17 protein-coding genes are annotated in these 16,533 nt (G+C 61.9%); 9 read left to right on the top strand and 8 right to left on the bottom strand.

Annotated elements, in window-relative coordinates; translation table 11 throughout:
- Positions 1-24 precede the first annotated feature (24 nt).
- Together CIW50_RS20225 and CIW50_RS20220 are read left to right on the top strand one after the other, a co-directional pair.
- On the top strand, positions 25-843 hold the full coding sequence (locus CIW50_RS20225) for an ABC transporter ATP-binding protein (protein WP_149532984.1): 819 nt from the start codon (positions 25-27) through the stop codon (positions 841-843).
- Positions 840-1,613, top strand: coding sequence for an ABC transporter permease (locus CIW50_RS20220; protein WP_149532983.1), 774 nt, complete (start codon positions 840-842; stop codon positions 1,611-1,613). The genes CIW50_RS20225 and CIW50_RS20220 overlap by 4 nt, the downstream gene beginning before the upstream one ends.
- On the opposite strand, the gene CIW50_RS20215 is transcribed toward CIW50_RS20220, so the two are convergent.
- The 7 genes from CIW50_RS20215 to hemP form a co-directional block, all read right to left on the bottom strand.
- Complete coding sequence (locus tag CIW50_RS20215; RefSeq protein WP_149532982.1) at positions 1,610-2,968, bottom strand: FAD/NAD(P)-binding protein; 1,359 nt, start codon at positions 2,966-2,968, stop codon at positions 1,610-1,612. The two genes, CIW50_RS20220 and CIW50_RS20215, sit on opposite strands and share 4 nt — an antisense overlap.
- A 36-nt stretch (positions 2,969-3,004) precedes the next feature.
- A complete protein-coding gene (locus CIW50_RS20210; RefSeq protein ID WP_149532981.1) occupies positions 3,005-4,294 on the bottom strand; it encodes an amidohydrolase family protein in 1,290 nt (429 codons plus the stop codon).
- Positions 4,295-4,407: 113 nt separating this feature from the next.
- Complete coding sequence (locus CIW50_RS20205; RefSeq protein WP_149532980.1) at positions 4,408-4,773, bottom strand: response regulator; 366 nt, start codon at positions 4,771-4,773, stop codon at positions 4,408-4,410.
- A gap of 143 nt (positions 4,774-4,916) precedes the next feature.
- Positions 4,917-5,738, bottom strand: a complete 822-nt coding sequence (locus CIW50_RS20200) for a heme ABC transporter ATP-binding protein (protein WP_149532979.1) — start codon at positions 5,736-5,738, stop codon at positions 4,917-4,919.
- Positions 5,739-5,743: 5 nt separating this feature from the next.
- Entirely contained in the window at positions 5,744-6,841 is a 1,098-nt protein-coding gene (locus CIW50_RS20195; RefSeq protein WP_149532978.1) for a FecCD family ABC transporter permease, read from the bottom strand.
- A 1-nt stretch (position 6,842) separates the two neighbouring features.
- Positions 6,843-7,823 (bottom strand): heme/hemin ABC transporter substrate-binding protein, encoded by a 981-nt coding sequence (locus CIW50_RS20190; protein WP_149532977.1) that lies wholly within the window; start codon positions 7,821-7,823, stop codon positions 6,843-6,845.
- Positions 7,820-8,014 carry a hemin uptake protein HemP gene (hemP, locus tag CIW50_RS20185; protein WP_116662520.1) on the bottom strand — a complete coding sequence of 65 codons (195 nt, stop codon included), beginning with the start codon at positions 8,012-8,014 and terminating at the stop codon, positions 7,820-7,822. The genes CIW50_RS20190 and hemP overlap by 4 nt, the downstream gene beginning before the upstream one ends.
- A gap of 255 nt (positions 8,015-8,269) precedes the next feature.
- Between hemP and CIW50_RS20180 the strand changes: the two genes are divergently transcribed.
- The 3 genes from CIW50_RS20180 to hutX all read left to right on the top strand — a co-directional run bounded on the left by CIW50_RS20180 (position 8,270) and on the right by hutX (position 11,642).
- Positions 8,270-10,651 carry a TonB-dependent hemoglobin/transferrin/lactoferrin family receptor gene (locus CIW50_RS20180; protein WP_149532976.1) on the top strand — a complete coding sequence of 794 codons (2,382 nt, stop codon included), beginning with the start codon at positions 8,270-8,272 and terminating at the stop codon, positions 10,649-10,651.
- A gap of 98 nt (positions 10,652-10,749) precedes the next feature.
- On the top strand, positions 10,750-11,088 hold the full coding sequence (gene hmuQ, locus CIW50_RS20175) for a heme-degrading protein HmuQ (RefSeq protein WP_068735293.1): 339 nt from the start codon (positions 10,750-10,752) through the stop codon (positions 11,086-11,088).
- A gap of 47 nt (positions 11,089-11,135) precedes the next feature.
- Entirely contained in the window at positions 11,136-11,642 is a 507-nt protein-coding gene (hutX, locus tag CIW50_RS20170) for a heme utilization cystosolic carrier protein HutX (protein WP_149532975.1), read from the top strand.
- Between the two features lie 7 nt (positions 11,643-11,649).
- Here hutX and CIW50_RS20165 read toward each other — a convergent pair whose 3' ends face one another.
- The gene (locus CIW50_RS20165) at positions 11,650-12,555 is read right to left on the bottom strand and encodes a LysR family transcriptional regulator (protein WP_149532974.1); all 906 of its coding nucleotides are present in this window, start codon (positions 12,553-12,555) and stop codon (positions 11,650-11,652) included.
- A 157-nt stretch (positions 12,556-12,712) separates the two neighbouring features.
- Here CIW50_RS20165 and CIW50_RS20160 point away from each other — a divergent pair, with 157 nt between their 5' ends.
- Genes CIW50_RS20160 through CIW50_RS20145 form a run of 4 tightly spaced genes read left to right on the top strand, consistent with a single transcriptional unit; the run spans position 12,713 to position 16,527 of the window.
- Positions 12,713-13,930, top strand: coding sequence for an amino acid ABC transporter substrate-binding protein (locus CIW50_RS20160; protein ID WP_149532973.1), 1,218 nt, complete (start codon positions 12,713-12,715; stop codon positions 13,928-13,930).
- Positions 13,931-13,959: 29 nt separating this feature from the next.
- Positions 13,960-14,826, top strand: coding sequence for a branched-chain amino acid ABC transporter permease (locus CIW50_RS20155; RefSeq protein WP_149532972.1), 867 nt, complete (start codon positions 13,960-13,962; stop codon positions 14,824-14,826).
- Positions 14,823-15,773: a branched-chain amino acid ABC transporter permease gene (locus CIW50_RS20150; protein ID WP_149532971.1), complete on the top strand. Its 951-nt coding sequence runs from the start codon at positions 14,823-14,825 to the stop codon at positions 15,771-15,773. The genes CIW50_RS20155 and CIW50_RS20150 overlap by 4 nt, the downstream gene beginning before the upstream one ends.
- Positions 15,766-16,527 (top strand): ABC transporter ATP-binding protein, encoded by a 762-nt coding sequence (locus CIW50_RS20145; protein WP_149532970.1) that lies wholly within the window; start codon positions 15,766-15,768, stop codon positions 16,525-16,527. Before CIW50_RS20150 ends, CIW50_RS20145 begins: the two co-directional genes overlap by 8 nt.
- The last annotated feature ends 6 nt before the right edge of the window (positions 16,528-16,533 follow it).

Here is a 16,533-nt window from a genome sequence, read left to right as displayed (position 1 = left end):
AGAAACGTGACGATGGCAGCGCAGATGTCGACAGCAGAAATCGGGGATGGCCGGCCAGTGCCTGCGCCGAAGATCAGCCTGCGCGGCGTCACCAAGCGTCACGATACGCAGCTTGCGCTGGACCGCATCACGCTCGATATCCCCGTCAGCACATTCTTCGTCGTGGTCGGCCCCAGCGGCTGCGGCAAGACGACTCTCTTGCGCATGCTCGCGGGGCTCGATGCGCCATCGGAAGGGCAGATCGACATCGCTAATCCGCAGTCCGGCCATCCGCAGAACTCCATGGTGTTCCAGGGAGACTCCTTGTTTCCCTGGATGACCGTATGGGACAACGCCGCCTATGGCCTCAAGATGCGCAATGTCCCGAGAGCGCGCATCGATGACGTGGTCGGGCACTATCTGAACAAGACCGGCATGTATGGTGCGCGCACGCTCTATCCGCACCAGCTGTCCGGCGGTATGCGCCAGCGCGTCTCCATCGCGCGTGCCTTCGCCAACGATCCCGATATCCTGCTGATGGATGAGCCGTTCTCGGCGCTCGACGAGCAGAACAAAACATTGCTGCACGAAGAGCTGCTACGGATCTGGGAAGAGACCCGCAAGACCGTGGTCTTCATCACCCATAGCGTCGATGAAGCCGTGACGCTCGGTGACCGCATCATGGTCATGACAGCGGGGCCGGGCCGCATCAAGACCATCGTGCCGGTCGATCTGCCGCGGCCGCGCAACGTCGTCGAACTCCGGCATACGCCGGCTTACGGCGAACTGGTTTATGATATCTGGGCGCAGCTCCGCGAAGAGGTCGATCGCGCGCGCAGCCGCGAACCGGGGAGCAAGTCATGAGTTCGGCTCGCACCCGCTCGCTCTGTCGCGAGCGCGCCATCAGTATCCTGTCGCCGCTGGTGCTGCTCGGCCTGTGGGAAATCTGCGCCCGCACCGGCATCGTGGATGTCAGGTTTTTCCCGGCGCCCTCGAACATCATTGGGCATCTGTTCGAGCTCGCTTCCTCCGGCGCGCTGTGGCGTCATGTGGGAGCCAGCCTGTATCGCCTTGCTGCCGGTTTTATCGTTGGCTGCGTGCCGGCCATTGTGATCGGGCTTGCCATCGGGCTCTATCGCCCCGTGCGGGCCGCCTTCGATCCGCTGATCTCGGCGACCTATCCCATTCCGAAAAGCTCGCTGTTGCCGCTGATCCTGCTGATTTTCGGTCTCGGTGAAAGCTCGAAGATCGCCATGGTCGCGATTGGCGTGTTCTATCCGGTGGTCATCAATACCGCTGCCGGCGTGCGCCAGATTGCGCCGATCTTCCTCGACGTTGGCCGCAACTTCGGCGCCAGCCGCTTCAACATGTTTCGCACCGTGGCGCTGCCCGGCGCATTGCCACTGATCATGACCGGCATCAAGCTCGGCGCCGGCATGGGGCTGGTGTTGATCGCCATCGCCGAGATGGTCGGCGCCAAGCAGGGGCTCGGTTACATGATCTGGAATGCGTGGGAGCTGTTCGACGTCCAGACGATGTATGTCGGCCTGTTCGTCATCGCGATCATCGGCTTCGTGATGAATACCGGCTTTGACGCTCTGGAGCGCGCTATCGTGCCGTGGCGGAAGGGCTAGAGCGTCTTCAACTGCTCGCTCACGGCCAGCAACTGTCGCCGAATGTTGGACGCCGCAGTTACTTCCCAGAACGCGCCGCGTGTCGCCGGGCCGATGGCATAGAAGCCGGGCTGAACATGACCGGTGCTGTCACGCAGCTCACAGGTTGGGGCGACATCGAGGCCGAGGCCGTTGAAGCCGGTCCGCGCTCGCCCGGTCGCAAGCAGCGACTTGATGAGCGGATCGCCAAGGCGATCATAACGCTCTTCCGGGCCGCTACAGTTCAGAATCCAGTTGGTGGCGAGGTTGATCGTCTCGCCGTGTCCGCGCTTGCGGATGGTGACGTCATGTCCCGACGATGTCGCGACCGCGCTGGCGATGCGTCCTGCGATCAGGTCGATTCGTTTATCGCGTTGCAACTGTTCCAGTAGCTCGGCGACGTCGGGTGCCAGCCGATGCCGATGCACCATCCAGATTGCGCGCAGATGCCGCGCGAAGCGGGCACGTTCGGCCTCGGAGGCGTTCCTGTAGAGTTCACCAATCGACAGTCGAAACGTGTCGACCATCGTCTGCCATGGAATGCCCGCCGCAACCTTGCGGCGGGTGTCCCTGAGCAATGCCGCCAGAAGCCCACGCGCGGTGGGCACCGGGAATGAGTTCATCGGGTCGGGATCGGTCTGCGCCGGCACGTCGATCAGCGGCAGCAAGCCGCGCCGCGAGACCATCGTGATGGGCGCGCGCATGCCGCGATGGACGAGATCGATCACGACATCGACCGCAGTGGCACCGGTGCCGATGACCAGCACGCGATCATCGGTGCCAATCGAAGCGAGGGCATTCGGTGCCCAGACATTGATAATCGAGCGCGGCGTGGCATCGATGCCGGGAAACGGTGACGGCGGCTGATTACCGAGGCAGAGGAACACCAGATCGGCATCGATGCTCGCACCCGATGCCGTCGCAACGCGATAGTTATGGTCTTGCCGCGTGACGCTTAGCGCCACATCCTGCCGTGGCGTCACACGCCCGGAGCCGGTCAGTTCGTTGAACTTCGTGGAGATATAGTCGCCATAGACCCGGCGTGGCACGAAGGATGTCGAGTAGTCCGGCCAGTCCGCTTGGTGGGTCTCCTTTAGCCATTCGACGAACCCATCATCGTCGGAGCCGAGGCCGCCCATTTTGTAAGCGGGGACGTTGATGCGATGCCACTTGGCTCTTGCGGAATAGGCGAGCCCGCGTCCGAACGCGCCATCACGATCCAGCACGGTGATCGGCCCGATCTGCGGCAGCTTGGACATGATGATCGCGGCGAAGGCGCCGGCCACGCCGCCGCCGATGACGGCAACGCGCAGGGATTTGGGGGAAGATGATGTCATGCTGCCGGGCGATGTGAGGGAAGGAGGTCGACGATATCAGGTCGGTGGCGCGTAGGCGGCCGGATCGACCGAAGCCGGGCGGCCATCGAGCGCAAGCCGGCCGATCCGCGCGGGCGTCTCGGCGATCACCTTGCCGCGGCGCACGACCGCGAGCCGTGTCGCCTTCAGCCGGATCGCCTCGATGGGGTCGCGCGCCTGCAGCAGCACGAGGTCGCCGTTGCAGCCGACATTGAGGCCGTAGCCGTCGAGGCCCATGATCTTTGCCGGATTGCTAGTGACCGTATCGAAGCAAAAGCGCATCGCATCGCGGCTGGTCATCTGCCCGACATGCAGGCCCATATGCGCGACTTCGAGCATGTCCGCCGAGCCCAGCGAATACCACGGGTCCATGCAGCAATCCTGGCCGAAGGCGACGGTGATGCCATGGGGGCGCATCTCCGGCACGCGGGTCTGGCCGCGGCGCTTCGGATAGCTGTCGTGGCGGCCCTGCAGCACGATGTTGATCAGCGGGTTGGCGATCGCAGCGACGCCGGCCTCCGCGATCAGCGGCAGCAGCTTCGAGACATAGTAGTTGTCCATCGAATGCATGGAGGTTAGATGCGAGCCGGCGACTCGGCCGTGCAATCCCAGCCGCTGGGTCTCATAGGCGAGGGTCTCGATGTGGCGCGACAGCGGATCGTCGCTTTCATCGCAATGCATGTCGACACGCAATCCGCGTTGCGCAGCGATCTCGCACAGCGCTTTCACTGATGCGGCGCCGTCGGCCATGGTTCGTTCGAAATGCGGGATGCCTCCGACAATGCTGACGCCTTTGTCGAGAGCACGCTTCAGGTTTTCGGCTGCAGTTGGTGAGCGGAAATAGCCGTCCTGCGGGAACGCCACCAGTTCGAGATCGAGATAGGGCGCGACCTGCTTCTTGACGTCCAGCAGCGCATCGACAGCGAGCAGCCGGTCGTCGCAGATATCCACATGAGTACGCACCGCGAGCAGGCCCTGTGCCACCGCGAGATCGCAATAGCGCAGAGCCCGTTCGACCAGAGCCTCATAGGTCAGCAACGGCTTCAACTCGCCCCACAGGGCGATGCCCTCGAGCAGGGTGCCGGACACATTCAGGCGCGGCAGGCCGAGCGATAGCGTCGCATCCATATGGAAGTGGATATCGACGAAGGGTGGCGAGACCAGATGCCCGGCGGCATCGATCACACGTCCGGCCTCTCCCGCCAGATTGGGCTGCACCGCAACGATACGGCCCCCTTCAATGGCGATATCCTGGCCCGTGCGGCCGTCGGGAAGCGTGACGTTGCGAATGAGGAGGTCGAACGGCATGAAACCCTTGCTGTTGCAGGTGTGATCGCCGAATTATCGGCGTTGCGCTGCAGCAATGCAAGACGGTCCACGCGGCGGCATTCTCCGGTCCGCGCGGACCGATTTGACCTGTATCAGTGAAATGATTGTTGTGCGGCGCGGAGCAGATCGATCGGGCTCCATGGCTTGGCCATGAACAGCGTGCCGTCGGGCAGCCGACGTACGCGAGGCGCACCCGAGGTCACGATCACATGCATATCGGGGAATCGTTGCTTGGCGAGATAAGCGAGCTCAATGCCGTCCATCATGCCCGCGAGTTCCACGTCGGTGAAGACTATCGCAACATTGTCGCCGGATTCCTCAAGCACCAGTACGGCCGCCTCCGCGCTTTCGCATTCGATGACATTCATCTCGCTCTCTTCGAGCAGCAGGCTGACCAGTGTGCGTTGTGCTTCGTCGTTCTCGACCACCAGCGCTGTCGACCTGTGTGCATAACCCATGGGGGAGCCTCCGTGGTTTGGTTGCGACAGGAGGGCAATGCGTGAGTTCATCAGGGGTTCAGATAAAAGTGAGTTCCCGTGAGCAACAATGTTACTCATGCATAGGCATGCCTGCGCAGGTTGATGCCCCGGCAGAAATGCAGCTAATCCGCTACGACACTAGAAATCGCGATCTGCTGCATCATCTGCGGCAGCAGATAGGGCGCGCCGTCCTCGGTGCGCGCGACGACGGCATCGATATCGAACACCCGACGGATCACATCGCTGGTGATCGTCTCCGCAGGCGTTCCTTCCGCGGCAATGACGCCATTGCGCATGACGACGATGCGATCCGCAAAGCGAACGGCGAGGTTGAGATCGTGCAGTACCGCGATGACGGCCGTGCCGCTGCGCGCACGCTGCCGTGAAATCTCCACCAGTTCGATCTGGTGGCGCAGATCCAGAGATGATGTCGGCTCGTCGAGCAGCAGGATGCCAGGACCATGCGCAGCTTCGCCGCAGGCGAGCTGCACGAGGATGCGCGCGAAATGCGCGCGCTGTTGCTCACCGCCGGAGAGCGTTGGCAATTCGCGATAACGGAAGTCGCCAAGTCCCACTTCATCGATGGCTGCGTCGACTAGTACTTGAGCGGAGGCTAGCGGCATGTTGCCCCGCCCCATCTGCACGACTTCCTCGACCGTGAATGGAAAGCTCACACTGACATGTTGCGACAGCATCGCGCGCCGCATCGCCAGTTCGGCGGGCGACCAGGCGTGGAGGTCGCAGCCTTTCAGGGTGATGGCGCCGCGCGACGCGCGTAGATCGGCCGATAGCAGTCGCAGCAGCGTCGACTTGCCGGCGCCGTTGGGACCGACGATAGCGACCATCTCGCCGCTGGTGATGGTGAGATCGACATGATCGAGCAGCGTGGCCTGGCCGATCGTTAGCGAGATGCCGGATGCCGTCAGGACCGACGATTTGGCCATTTTTGTCACAGTCCCACCAGCCCGCGCTGACGTAGCAGGATCAGCAGGAAAATCGGTGCGCCCACGGCGGCAGTCAGGATACCGATGGGCATTTCGGCCGGCGCCACGATGGTGCGGGCCAGTGTATCAGCGCCGACCAGCAAACAGGCGCCAAGACCGACGGATGCCGGCAGCAGCAGCCGATGGCCCGGCCCTATCATCAGCCTAAGCAGATGCGGCACCACAATGCCGACAAAGCCGATCACGCCGCACACCGAAACCGCTGCGCCGGTCATGACGGAGACCAGCACGATGCAGATCCGCTTGAGGCGCTCCACATCGACGCCGGAATGAAACGCCTCGGACTCACCGAGGATCAGCACGTCGAGGCCACGGCTGGTGAAGAGCATGCCGATCAGTCCCAACGCCAGCATCGGTGCAATCGTCGCCGCCTTGCTCCATGTGGCGCCGCTCAGCGAGCCGAGCAGCCAGAAGGTGATGTCGCGCAATTGGCGGTCGTCGGCGATGAACACAAGAAGGCCGATACCCGCATTGGCGATCGCGGCGATGGCAATGCCGGCGAGCAGGAACAGCGCAATGGAGGTGCGTCCGCTGCGGCTGGAAATTCGATAAAGAATGATGGTGGTGAGTAGCGAGCCGATGAAGGCGGCCAACGGCAATAGAAATGGCTGCAGAAACGCAACGTAATGCGCAAAGCGGCTGTCGCTGATGACGATGGCGCCCGCTGCAGCAAGTGCCCCGCCGCTGGAGACGCCGACCAGCGCCGGATCGGCGAGCGGATTGCGAAACAGGCCCTGCATGATCGCGCCGGCGGCGCCCAGCATGCCGCCGATCATGGCGGCGATGGCAATACGTGGAATCCGGATCGACCACAGGACCAGTTGATCGCGCGCGGCAAATGGATTGGCGGGATCGGTGGCCGTGAGGCCGAGTGCTGCGGGCAGGCGGGACAGTGGGATGCCGGCGGCACCGACGGTGGTGGCCAGCAGCACTGTCAGCAGCAGCGCTGCGAGCAGGCCGCACAGGACGACGACGGTTGCAGGGCGGCGCACCCGGCCCTTCGTTCTGACAAACGCAGTCAGCTTGGCGTCGGCAGCGCTCATTTTATTGACGACAGTTGACGGCGAGCGAGGCGGGCTTGAACGAGGCCGCGTCAGCGGTCAGTGCCGGATCGAGCTTCACGGCAAGGTCGCGCGCGGCGGCGGCCGTGCGGGGGCCGAAACCGAGCAGATAGAGGCCGTCCATGGTGACCAGATTCCTGGTCTTCGCAGCCGGCATCAGGGCGAAGGCGGGGTTGGCGAACACGGTGTCGGCCTGCAACGTGTCCTTGCCGCGCTCCATCGACAGCACGGTATCCGGCTTGGCTGCGGCGATCGCTTCATCGGTCATGATCTTGTAGCCGTCGAAGCTGTCCGCGACATTGACGCCGCCGGCCAGCTTGATGATCTCGTTGGCTGCCGTCTTCTGGCCAGCGACCATGGCGCGGCCATCGAGGAAGGACATCACGAACATCACCCGCGGCGGGGTCTTCACCTTGGCGCGCAACTCACGCAGCGCGGCAAGATCGCCGGCCACGGCGTTGGCGAGACATTCGCCGCGTGGCTCGACACCTGCGACCTTGGCGACCAGCCGGATCTTCTCGACCATTCCGGCTTCGGTGAACGTGTCCGGTACGACAATGAGTGGGATCTTGGCAGCGTCTATGACGTCGATGGTTTCCTTCGGGCCGGAGCCTGCAATCGCCAGCACCAGTTGCGGATTGAGCCCTAGCACGCCTTCCGCAGAGAGTTGGCGCATGTAACCGACATTGGGTTTGTCGGTCATCGCCTTCGGTGGATACAGGCTGGTCGTATCGACGGCGACGATGCGGTCGTCGGCGCCGAGGGCATAAAGGATTTCGGTCACCGCGCCGCCGATTGAGACGATGCGGGTCGGATGGCCGATTGTGACGTCGCGCCCGCGTGCGTCACGCACAACGGCGTCTTCCGCTGAGGCCGCGGCGGACAATGCCAGCGTGCTGGCAAGCGCTACACATTGCAGTGCATGCGCGACGCGATGACGTCGAACGGGGAGGCCGGCGGTCATTTGGTGAGGATCAGCTTGTTCTGGAACGTCAGGCGTAGGCGATAAGTCTCGTCGCCATGCGTAATCAGCAACTCACGCTGATCAGCGAACAGCTCCTTGCTGTCCATCCGGTCGCCATTTACGACCACATTGCGTCCGGCTGAGGATTTGGCGTGGGCGGCAGCGCTGCCGTCGTGAGAACCCGTATCCATAGCGCCGATCTATCCCATCCGTGAAAGTCTCTGTCATCGTTATAGGTTTTGTCTGACGTCATCGCCAAGCACTGCAGTCTACAATCAATATAAACAGGAGCGGGATTGCTTGACCCTCCTGTTAATGAACCGTAATCGAAAATGGCAACTTGGTGGCAGGGGTCCCCGAGTCGTATTCGAAAGCCAGCAAGCTCACTGCCTCATGCAGCGACAGCCAGCCACGATCCGTTGAAAAATTGTGTTGGGGATTAGGCTATGGCTCTTGGGGGCATGACTACGCGCGCCTTGTTGTTGGGTGTGTCGATCGTATCGTTGGGGGCGTTGGTCTCCGAGACAGCCTTGGCACAGGCCGTCGCGCAGGCAGGCGGCGTGCAGCCGCAAAAGCCGAAGCCGGCCAAGAAGAAGCGCGCGGCTGCCAAGCCGGCGGCCGTGCCGGCACAGGTGGCTAACGCGAATGCGCAGGCCAGCCGCAGCGGTCAGTCCCTCGATGAAATCACGGTGACGGCTTCGAAGACCCAGGAGCGCGCCATCGATGCGCTGGCTCCGGTCAGCGTCGTGACGCAGGAGCAGATCCAGCTGCAGCAGCCGAACCGTCTGAGCCAGCTGTTCTACAATGTTCCTGGTGTCTGGATGCAGGATCGCGGCGATGATCCGTCCACCGCCATCAATATCCGCGGCCTGCAGGACTTCGGCCGTGTTGCCGTTGTCGTGGACGGCGCCCGGCAGAACTACCAGCGCTCCGGTCACAATGCGAATGGCTCGTTCTTTCTGGATCCCGAACTGATCGGAGGTATCGATATCACGCGCGGCCCGACCGCGAACATCTACGGTTCTGGCGCCATCGGCGGCGTGGCCTCGTTCCGCACCAAGGATATCAATGACGTCCTGCGACCCGGCGAGCGCTGGGGCGTGGATATGAGCGGCTCCTACGGCTCCAACAATGCCCGTGGCATGGGTTCGGTGTTCGGCGGAGTGCGTGTTGATCCGACGGTCGATGTGTTTGGCGGTGCGGTCTATCGGACCCAAGGCAATTACAAGGATGGTGCTGGTACCGAGATCGGCAACACAGGCAACGACATTGCTGCCGGCTTGATGAAGCTGACGGTTCGTCCTGCTGATGGCCACGAGATCAAGTTCGGCGGTATCTTCCAGGACTACCAGTACAGCATCGGTCAGATGAATCGTGGCGGGACCACCACGTCGGCGCCGGCTGCGGCCATCGCCGGTTCGTCAGTCTATGGCTCCACGGCGAAGACCTATACCGGTACGGTGACCTGGAAGTACTCCAAGCCGGATGACATGTTGTTCGACTGGAGCGCCACGCTGTACGGCAATCGCACCGACAACGATCAGGTCAAAACCTACAACAACCGTATCACCGCGGGCTCGGGCACCTGTACGCTTGCTAGTCCTGGCAACAATATTTCGGGCTGCGTCGGCGATCGCCGTGGTTATCTGCTCGATACGATCGGCGTGGACGTCAACAACACGTCTCGCTTCGATCTCGGCGGATGGCGCAATGCGGTCACCTACGGTTTCGACGTTTTCAACGACAAGGTCTCGACCTTCGATTCCCGCGGTAACTCCAACATCACCACGCCGAGCGGCGACCGGACGGTGGGCGGCGGCTTCATTCAGCTGAAGAACAACTACTCGACCTGGCTCGAAGTCATCAGCGCGCTGCGTTACGATCACTACGAACTGAATTCGTCGGGCACAGGGGGCGCCGGAACGACTTCGTCGAGCGGTGATCGCCTCTCGCCGAAGATCACTGTCGGCGTTACACCGGTTGCTGGGTTCACGCCTTATGTGAGTTACGCCGAGGGCTATCGCGCGCCGTCGATCACAGAGACGCTGATCGCGGGTGGCCATGCCACCGGTGGCGGTCCGACGCTGTTCAACTGTCCCGATGGCACCTCAGGTCTGTTCTGCTTCCGGCCGAACCCGAACCTGCGTGCTGAAGTCGGTAAGAACACGGAAGTCGGCGTCAATCTGAAGTACAACGGTGTCTTTACAGCCGGCGATAGCTTCCGTGCCAAGTTCAACTTCTTCCGCAACGATGTCGACGACTATATCGATCTGGTTGCGTCGACCCCGGTGGCTTCGCCGCTGACCTTTATGGGTTTCCCGATTTCGGGCCTGTTCAGCCAGTTCTACCAGTACCAGAATATCGCGTCGGCGAAGATCGAAGGCTTCGAAGCCGAGACATCGTATGATGCTGGCGACTGGTTCCTGGGTGTCGGCGCTACGCTTCAGCGCGGCAAGAACACTCAGACCAATGTTGGTCTGGCAACGATCCAGCCGCGCAAGGTCACGACCACCGGTGGTGTCCGCTTGCTGGATCGCAAACTGGTCATCTCGGCTCAGTGGGCCTCAGTCGGCGCCAACACTGATATCCCGGTCGGCTATGTCCCATCGACCGCCTACGATCTGGTCAATCTGTACGTGGCCTATCAGCCCACGCCCGATATCACCCTTAACTTCGGCGTCGACAACATCCTGAACAAGTACTATCGCCCCTACGCCATTCCGGGCGCCGGTGCAGACGGCACCAACCAAAACGACGTTCTCTGGACCAGCCCAGGCCCTGGTATCGTCTACAGGGGAGGTCTGAAGGTCCATTTCGGCGGCGCATAACCGCCTGCGACCTAAGCACCTTCAAGGGAAATCGCGCTCATGTCTGGGCGTGATTTCGTTTATGATCGGCTACGAGCACAAAAGAAAAGGAATGCCTCATGTTCATCGCCATGAACCGCTTTCAGGTCAAAACCGGATCCGAAGCCGCTTTCGAAAACATCTGGGCGACCCGCGAATCCTATCTCTCGGAATTGCCGGGCTTCATCGAGTTCAGCCTGCTGAAAGGTCCGGTGGCCGAGGATCACACGCTGTATTCGTCGCATACGGTCTGGGCCAGCAAGGCGGACTTCGAGGGCTGGACCAAGTCCGAGCAGTTCCGCAAGGCGCATGCCCGCGCGGACAACAAGTCGGAAGGCGCCAGCCTCTATCTCGGTCACCCCAAGTTCGAGGGATTCGAAGTGATCCAGTCCGAGCGTCGCAAGAGCGCCGCGGCCTGATTGCTGCCTCCTAACTCAACACCCATGATCGATCACGGAGCCATCTCATGCTGAATACGGATCTCGCCGCTCTGAAGACCTATATGGCGGAGAATCCCGGCGCCGTGATCGAGACTGTCGCGCGCGAGCGCAACGTCACGCCGCGGGCCGTGTTGGAAGCGCTGCCCGAGGGGATGGTGAGTATCGGTGGTGGCGCCGATGCCTTCGTCACTGCGATGACGGATATCGCCGAATGGGGCGAGGTCACGCTGATCGTGCATACCGAGGATGGCATCTTCGAAACGACCGCACCGCTTTCGCCGGGTGCCATCGGCCACGGCTACTATAATCTGACGCAGCCCAAGGGCCTGCACGGCCATCTGCGTCACGAGCGCTGCGGCGGCGTGGCCTTCGTCGAGCGGCCTTTCATGGGCAAGTCGTCGGCCTTCGTCGCTTTCCTCAATGTCGATGGCGGCGTGATGTTCAAGGTCTTCGTCGGCCGCGACGAGACCCGCGCGCTGAAGCAGGACCAGCTCGAGCGTTTTCGTGTGCTTGCCGGAAAGCTCGCCGCTTAGGACGCGTCTACCCTTCCTCGTTGTCCTTCATCTGCGCCACCAGCATCTCGGCGACCAGTCGCGTTGATGGCGATGCCATGCGCGCGGCCGACTGCACCAGCGTCACCTGCGTTGACTCCAGCCTGCGGTCACGCGGCGGGATCGCGACCAGCGTCCCTGCATTGATCGACGCCATCGCCGAGACCATCGGCAGGAAGGTCGCCAGATCGGTGCGGGCAGCCACGGTCTGGGTGAAGGCCAGCGAGTTAGTCTCGCTGCATATTTCCAGCCGCACATTGGCCTGCGCGCATGACTTGTCGAGCTCTTGACGGATGCCGAACGATGCGTCCGGCAGGATCGCGCGGAGGCCGGCGAGATCCTTCATCGCGTAGGATTTCTGGCTGGCCAGGGGATGAGTGGGCGCGACGATCAGGCAGACCGGTTGCCGCATGCGCCCGAGTTCGATCAGGTCGCGTCGTGGTGCGCGGCCGAAGATCAGGCCGAGATCGACCTCGTTCTGGCTGACCATCTCGACCACATCGCGAGCGCCCACGGCGGTGACAGATAGTGCGATCCCCGGATATTGCTGCGACAGATCGACGAAAGAGTTGGGCAGGAAGCTCGACAGCATGCCTTCGACGGTGGCGATCTTCACCTGGCCGCGGCGCAGCGATGCGAATTCCTCGACCTGACTGCGCAACCCGTCGAGCTGGTTGCGGTTCTCGACTGCGTAGCGATAGAGCACGTGGCCGGCATCGGTCAGGTTCATGCCGCGCGCGCCACGCTCGAACAGTTTGACCGCGAGCTCTTCCTCCAGTCCCTGGACCTGCCGGCTGATGGCGGAGGGAGCGATCCGGAGCGCCGCGGCCGCCTGTTTGATCGATCCGGCCTCGGTGACCACCCGAAAGTACCGGATGGCGGTGGATTCGATCATGGTGATTCCCTCGCGGCTGACTGCCCAGCACGGTGGCAGGGTCTGATTAGCGTTCTGATTTTTAGATCGCTAACTTCTAAATTCAATGCTTTTATTCGAAATCTAAATTTGACAAGCTTTTGACAGGTCACGGTCCCGTCATCGATGGAGAATTTGGATGTTTCATCCCCGGCTTGCGCTCAAGGCTTTTTCCGCTTCGCTCTTGCTGGCCGCGGCCAGCCTCGGGGCGGCTATGTCGGGGGCGTCCGCCCAGGACGTCATTCGCTTCGGCGCACCGCTGCCGATCACCGGGCCGCTGGCGCCGGAAGCCGTGAAGCAGCAGCAGGGCTATGACCTCTGGGCCGAACAGGCCAACAAGGCCGGCGGCATCAATGTCGGCGGCAAGAAGTACAAGGTCGAGATCGTCTATTCGGATTACCAGTCCAACACGCCGCGCTCGGTGCAGACCACCGAACAGATGATCACCCAGGACAAGGTGAACTTTATGTTCGGCCCGTTCGGCTCGGGAGCCGCCAAGGCCGCCAGCACGATCGCCGAGAAGTACAAGGTGCCGATGCTCGCCGCGACAGCGTCTTCGTCCCAGGTCTATGACCAGAACTACAAGTATCTGTTCGGCACCTTCACCCCGAACGACACGCTGACCACGCCGCTGACGCAGCTCGTCAAGGCCAAGGCCGCCGACGTCAAGAAGGTCGCGATCCTGGCGCGAAACGATCTGTTCCCGCTGGCCATTGCACAGGAAATGGAAAAGTCCGCCAAGGCCAACGGCCTTGAAGTCGTCTATTTCGAGAAATACGCGATCAACACGCTCGATCACTCAGCAACCCTGTCGCAGATCAAGTCGCTGAATCCGCAGTGGGTGTTCGTCACCGGCTACACCAACGATCTCCTGCTGATTCGCAAGCAGATGGTCGATCAGCAGATGAAGGCAGGCGTCGTCACCATGATCGCCGGTCCGGCCTATCAGGAATTCATCGAATCCGCCGGCCAGAGCGCCGAGAACATCTCCAGCGCTTCGTGGTGGCATCCGGCCGAACAGTACAACGGCAAGGACATCTTCGGCTCGACGGCCAACTTCGTGAAGCTGTTCAAGGACAAGTACAAGCTTGAGCCCGACTATGCCCACGCTTCGGCTGCCGTCTGTGGCGCGCTGTTCCAGATGGCGATCGAGAAGGCTGGCTCGCTGGACCGTGATAAGGTGCGTGACGAACTCGCCAAGATGGACGTCGTGACCTTCTGGGGCCCGGTCAAGTTCGGGGCCAATGGCCAGATCAACTCGCTCGAACCGCCGGTCTTCCAGATCCAGGCCGGCAAGCCTGTGGTGCTGTTCCCCGATGCGATCAAGCAGGGCGAATTCAAGCTCGGCGTGAACTGAGCGACAGCCGAGATCGGCGGGGGATCGATATGCTGGCCATCCAGGTCCTGATCAATGCACTCGTGCTTGGGTGTCTCTATGCCTGTATCGCGATCGGTTTCTCGCTGGTCTGGGGCGTGCTCAACGTCATCAATCTGATCCACGGCTCGTTTATCGTGCTTGGCGCTTATCTGGCATGGGGTGCGTATAATTCGCTCGGGCTGTCACCCTGGTATGCGCTGCTGATCGCCGCGCCCGCCTTTTTCGTGTTCGGCTATCTGCTGCAGCGGTTGCTGCTCAACCGTGTCATCACCGCCCCGGTTCTGGTGACGCTGACGCTGACCTTCGGGCTCGATCTGATCCTGAACAATGCGATGATCTATTACTTCAAGGCCGATTACCGGAAGCTGATCCTCAATCCGCCCACGGGATCGATTTCGATCTTCGACGTCGTCGTCCCTGTCGATCGCCTGATCGCCACCGCGTCGGCGCTGGCGCTGACCTTCCTGCTTTATCTGCTGCTACGCCGCTCGAAAGTTGGACGCGCCATCGTGGCGGTTCGTCTCGATCGCGATGCGGCGGTGCTGATGGGCGTCAACGTCAAGTCGATCTATGCCGTTGCTTTCGGTCTCGGTGCGGCGCTCGCCGGCTGCGCCGGTGTGCTGATGGCGCTGATCTTCCCGATCTCGCCGCTCACCTCATCAGCCTATCTCGGCAAGGCCTTCGTGGTTTGCGTGCTCGGCGGTCTCGGCAGCGTGTCCGGGGCGCTGGCCGGCGGCATCCTGCTGGCTTTGGTCGAGGGCGTCGGTTCGGTCTATCTCGGCCCGGCCCATGCGGTGACGCTGTCTTTCGTCCTGCTCATCATCTTCCTTGTCGTCAGGCCTCAGGGCTTGCTCGGCCGAAAGGGTTTTGAATGACCCGGACCAATGTCGCGCTTCTCGTTCTCATAGCCTGCGTGGCCGCGCTGCCGCTGTTCGGTGATGCCTATGCGCTGCGTTTGGGCACCATGGCCTGCATGTATGCGATCTTCGCGCTGTCGTGGAATATCGTCGGCGGTTTCGCCGGTTACCCGTCTTTTGCGACGGCGGCATTCTTCGGGCTCGGTGCCTACACCACCGGCATTCTCATGAACAAGGGCGTGCCGCTAACGCTGTCGCTGCTGGGTTCGTTGATATTGTGCCTGCTGCTGGCCGCAGCGCTCGGCGCGGTGCTGCTCCGCCTGCGTGGGCACTACTTCGCGATTGCCAGCCTGTCGTTGGTCGAGGTGTTCCGCGAACTCGTCAACAATGCCACCGATCTGACCGGTGGCGGCATGGGGTTGAACATTCCGCTGGTGTCCGGGTCGAGCGTGCTCTCCGACGCAACGTTCTTCTTCTATGCGATGTGGGGGCTATTGCTGCTCACCGCACTCGTCGTCATTGCGGTCTCGGTCTCGAAGCTCGGTTTCGGTCTCAATTGTATCCGGCAAAACGAGACGGCCTCGAATATGGTCGGTCTCAATTCCACGCTCTACAAGGCCATAGCCTTCGGCCTGTCCGCCTGTTTCGTCGGTGCGGCCGGCGGGCTCTACGCAGCCTGGGTTCATTATATCGATCCGTCCGATGTGTTCGACATTCTGTATTCGGTGAAGCCGATCGTGATGGCGCTGATGGGCGGACTCGGATCGCCGCTCGGCGTGGTCTGCGGCGCTTTCGTTTATCTCGGCCTCGAGGAAGTGGTCTGGCGCAATTATATCCAGATCCACTCGGGCGTGCTGGGTGTGCTCATCATCCTGCTGCTGCTGTTCCTGCCGCACGGGCTGATATCGCTGCATGTCGGCAAGATCTGGCGTGGATTGACCGGACGGAAGGCAAAGCATGTCTAAGCCTGGTCACGAAATCCTGCATCTCAGCAACGTCTCGCGTCATTTCAGCGGTCTAAAGGCGCTGAGCGATGTTTCGCTGTCGGTGAACAAGGGCGAGGTGGTTGGCCTGATCGGTCCGAACGGCGCGGGCAAGACCACGCTGGTCAACACCATCTGCGGCGTCACGCCGGCAAGCTCGGGCGTGGTGACCTTTGATGGCCGTGACATTACCCGCATCAAGACCTATCAGTCCGCCCGGCTTGGTCTGTCGCGGACGTTCCAGATCGTGCAGCCTTTCGCTGAGTACAGTGCGCTCGACAATGTCGCTGCTGCCGCCTTGTTCTCGCAGCGGGGCGAGAGCCTGAAATCGGCGCGCGAGGCCGCCCGCGCGCATCTCGCATTCGTTGGCCTCGACGCGCAGGCCGATCAATCCGCGGCGACGTTGACGCTGGCCATGCGCAAGCGGCTGGAACTGGCCAAGGCGCTGGCGATGAAGCCGAAGCTGCTGTTCCTCGACGAGGTCAATGCCGGCCTCAATAGCGCCGAGGTCGAACGCGCCACCAAGCTGATCCATCAGCTCGCAGCCGACGGGATCACTATCGTCATGATCGAACACTTGATGAAGGTCGTGCTCAATGTCTGCACCCGCATCGCGGTCCTGCATAACGGCAGATTGATCGCCGATGGTGCGCCGCGCGACATTATCAAGGATCCCGCTGTCGTCGATGCCTATCTCGGCCAGCAATATGCACAACGGAACGCCGCCCGTGGCTGATCATCC

This window comes from Tardiphaga sp. P9-11 (genome assembly GCF_008329525.1).
In the GTDB taxonomy this organism is placed as follows: domain Bacteria; phylum Pseudomonadota; class Alphaproteobacteria; order Rhizobiales; family Xanthobacteraceae; genus Tardiphaga.
The sequence above is the reverse complement of the archived record's forward strand: the minus strand, read 5'-3'. Positions and strand labels throughout refer to the sequence as shown.

Bases quoted from the DNA above. Each gene is read 5' to 3' on its own strand.
- CIW50_RS20150 (WP_149532971.1), top strand. From the start codon at position 14,823: ATGACCCGGACCAATGTCGCGCTTCTCGTTCTCATAGCCTGCGTGGCC.
- CIW50_RS20160 (WP_149532973.1), top strand. From the start codon at position 12,713: ATGTTTCATCCCCGGCTTGCGCTCAAGGCTTTTTCCGCTTCGCTCTTG.
- CIW50_RS20225 (WP_149532984.1), top strand. From the start codon at position 25: ATGTCGACAGCAGAAATCGGGGATGGCCGGCCAGTGCCTGCGCCGAAG.
- CIW50_RS20195 (WP_149532978.1), bottom strand. From the start codon at position 6,841: ATGAGCGCTGCCGACGCCAAGCTGACTGCGTTTGTCAGAACGAAGGGC.
- hutX (WP_149532975.1), top strand. From the start codon at position 11,136: ATGCTGAATACGGATCTCGCCGCTCTGAAGACCTATATGGCGGAGAAT.
- hemP (WP_116662520.1), bottom strand. From the start codon at position 8,014: ATGGATACGGGTTCTCACGACGGCAGCGCTGCCGCCCACGCCAAATCC.
- CIW50_RS20215 (WP_149532982.1), bottom strand. From the start codon at position 2,968: ATGACATCATCTTCCCCCAAATCCCTGCGCGTTGCCGTCATCGGCGGC.
- CIW50_RS20155 (WP_149532972.1), top strand. From the start codon at position 13,960: ATGCTGGCCATCCAGGTCCTGATCAATGCACTCGTGCTTGGGTGTCTC.
- CIW50_RS20220 (WP_149532983.1), top strand. From the start codon at position 840: ATGAGTTCGGCTCGCACCCGCTCGCTCTGTCGCGAGCGCGCCATCAGT.
- CIW50_RS20180 (WP_149532976.1), top strand. From the start codon at position 8,270: ATGGCTCTTGGGGGCATGACTACGCGCGCCTTGTTGTTGGGTGTGTCG.
- CIW50_RS20165 (WP_149532974.1), bottom strand. From the start codon at position 12,555: ATGATCGAATCCACCGCCATCCGGTACTTTCGGGTGGTCACCGAGGCC.
- CIW50_RS20190 (WP_149532977.1), bottom strand. From the start codon at position 7,823: ATGACCGCCGGCCTCCCCGTTCGACGTCATCGCGTCGCGCATGCACTG.
- CIW50_RS20200 (WP_149532979.1), bottom strand. From the start codon at position 5,738: ATGGCCAAATCGTCGGTCCTGACGGCATCCGGCATCTCGCTAACGATC.
- CIW50_RS20210 (WP_149532981.1), bottom strand. From the start codon at position 4,294: ATGCCGTTCGACCTCCTCATTCGCAACGTCACGCTTCCCGACGGCCGC.
- CIW50_RS20145 (WP_149532970.1), top strand. From the start codon at position 15,766: ATGTCTAAGCCTGGTCACGAAATCCTGCATCTCAGCAACGTCTCGCGT.
- hmuQ (WP_068735293.1), top strand. From the start codon at position 10,750: ATGTTCATCGCCATGAACCGCTTTCAGGTCAAAACCGGATCCGAAGCC.
- CIW50_RS20205 (WP_149532980.1), bottom strand. From the start codon at position 4,773: ATGGGTTATGCACACAGGTCGACAGCGCTGGTGGTCGAGAACGACGAA.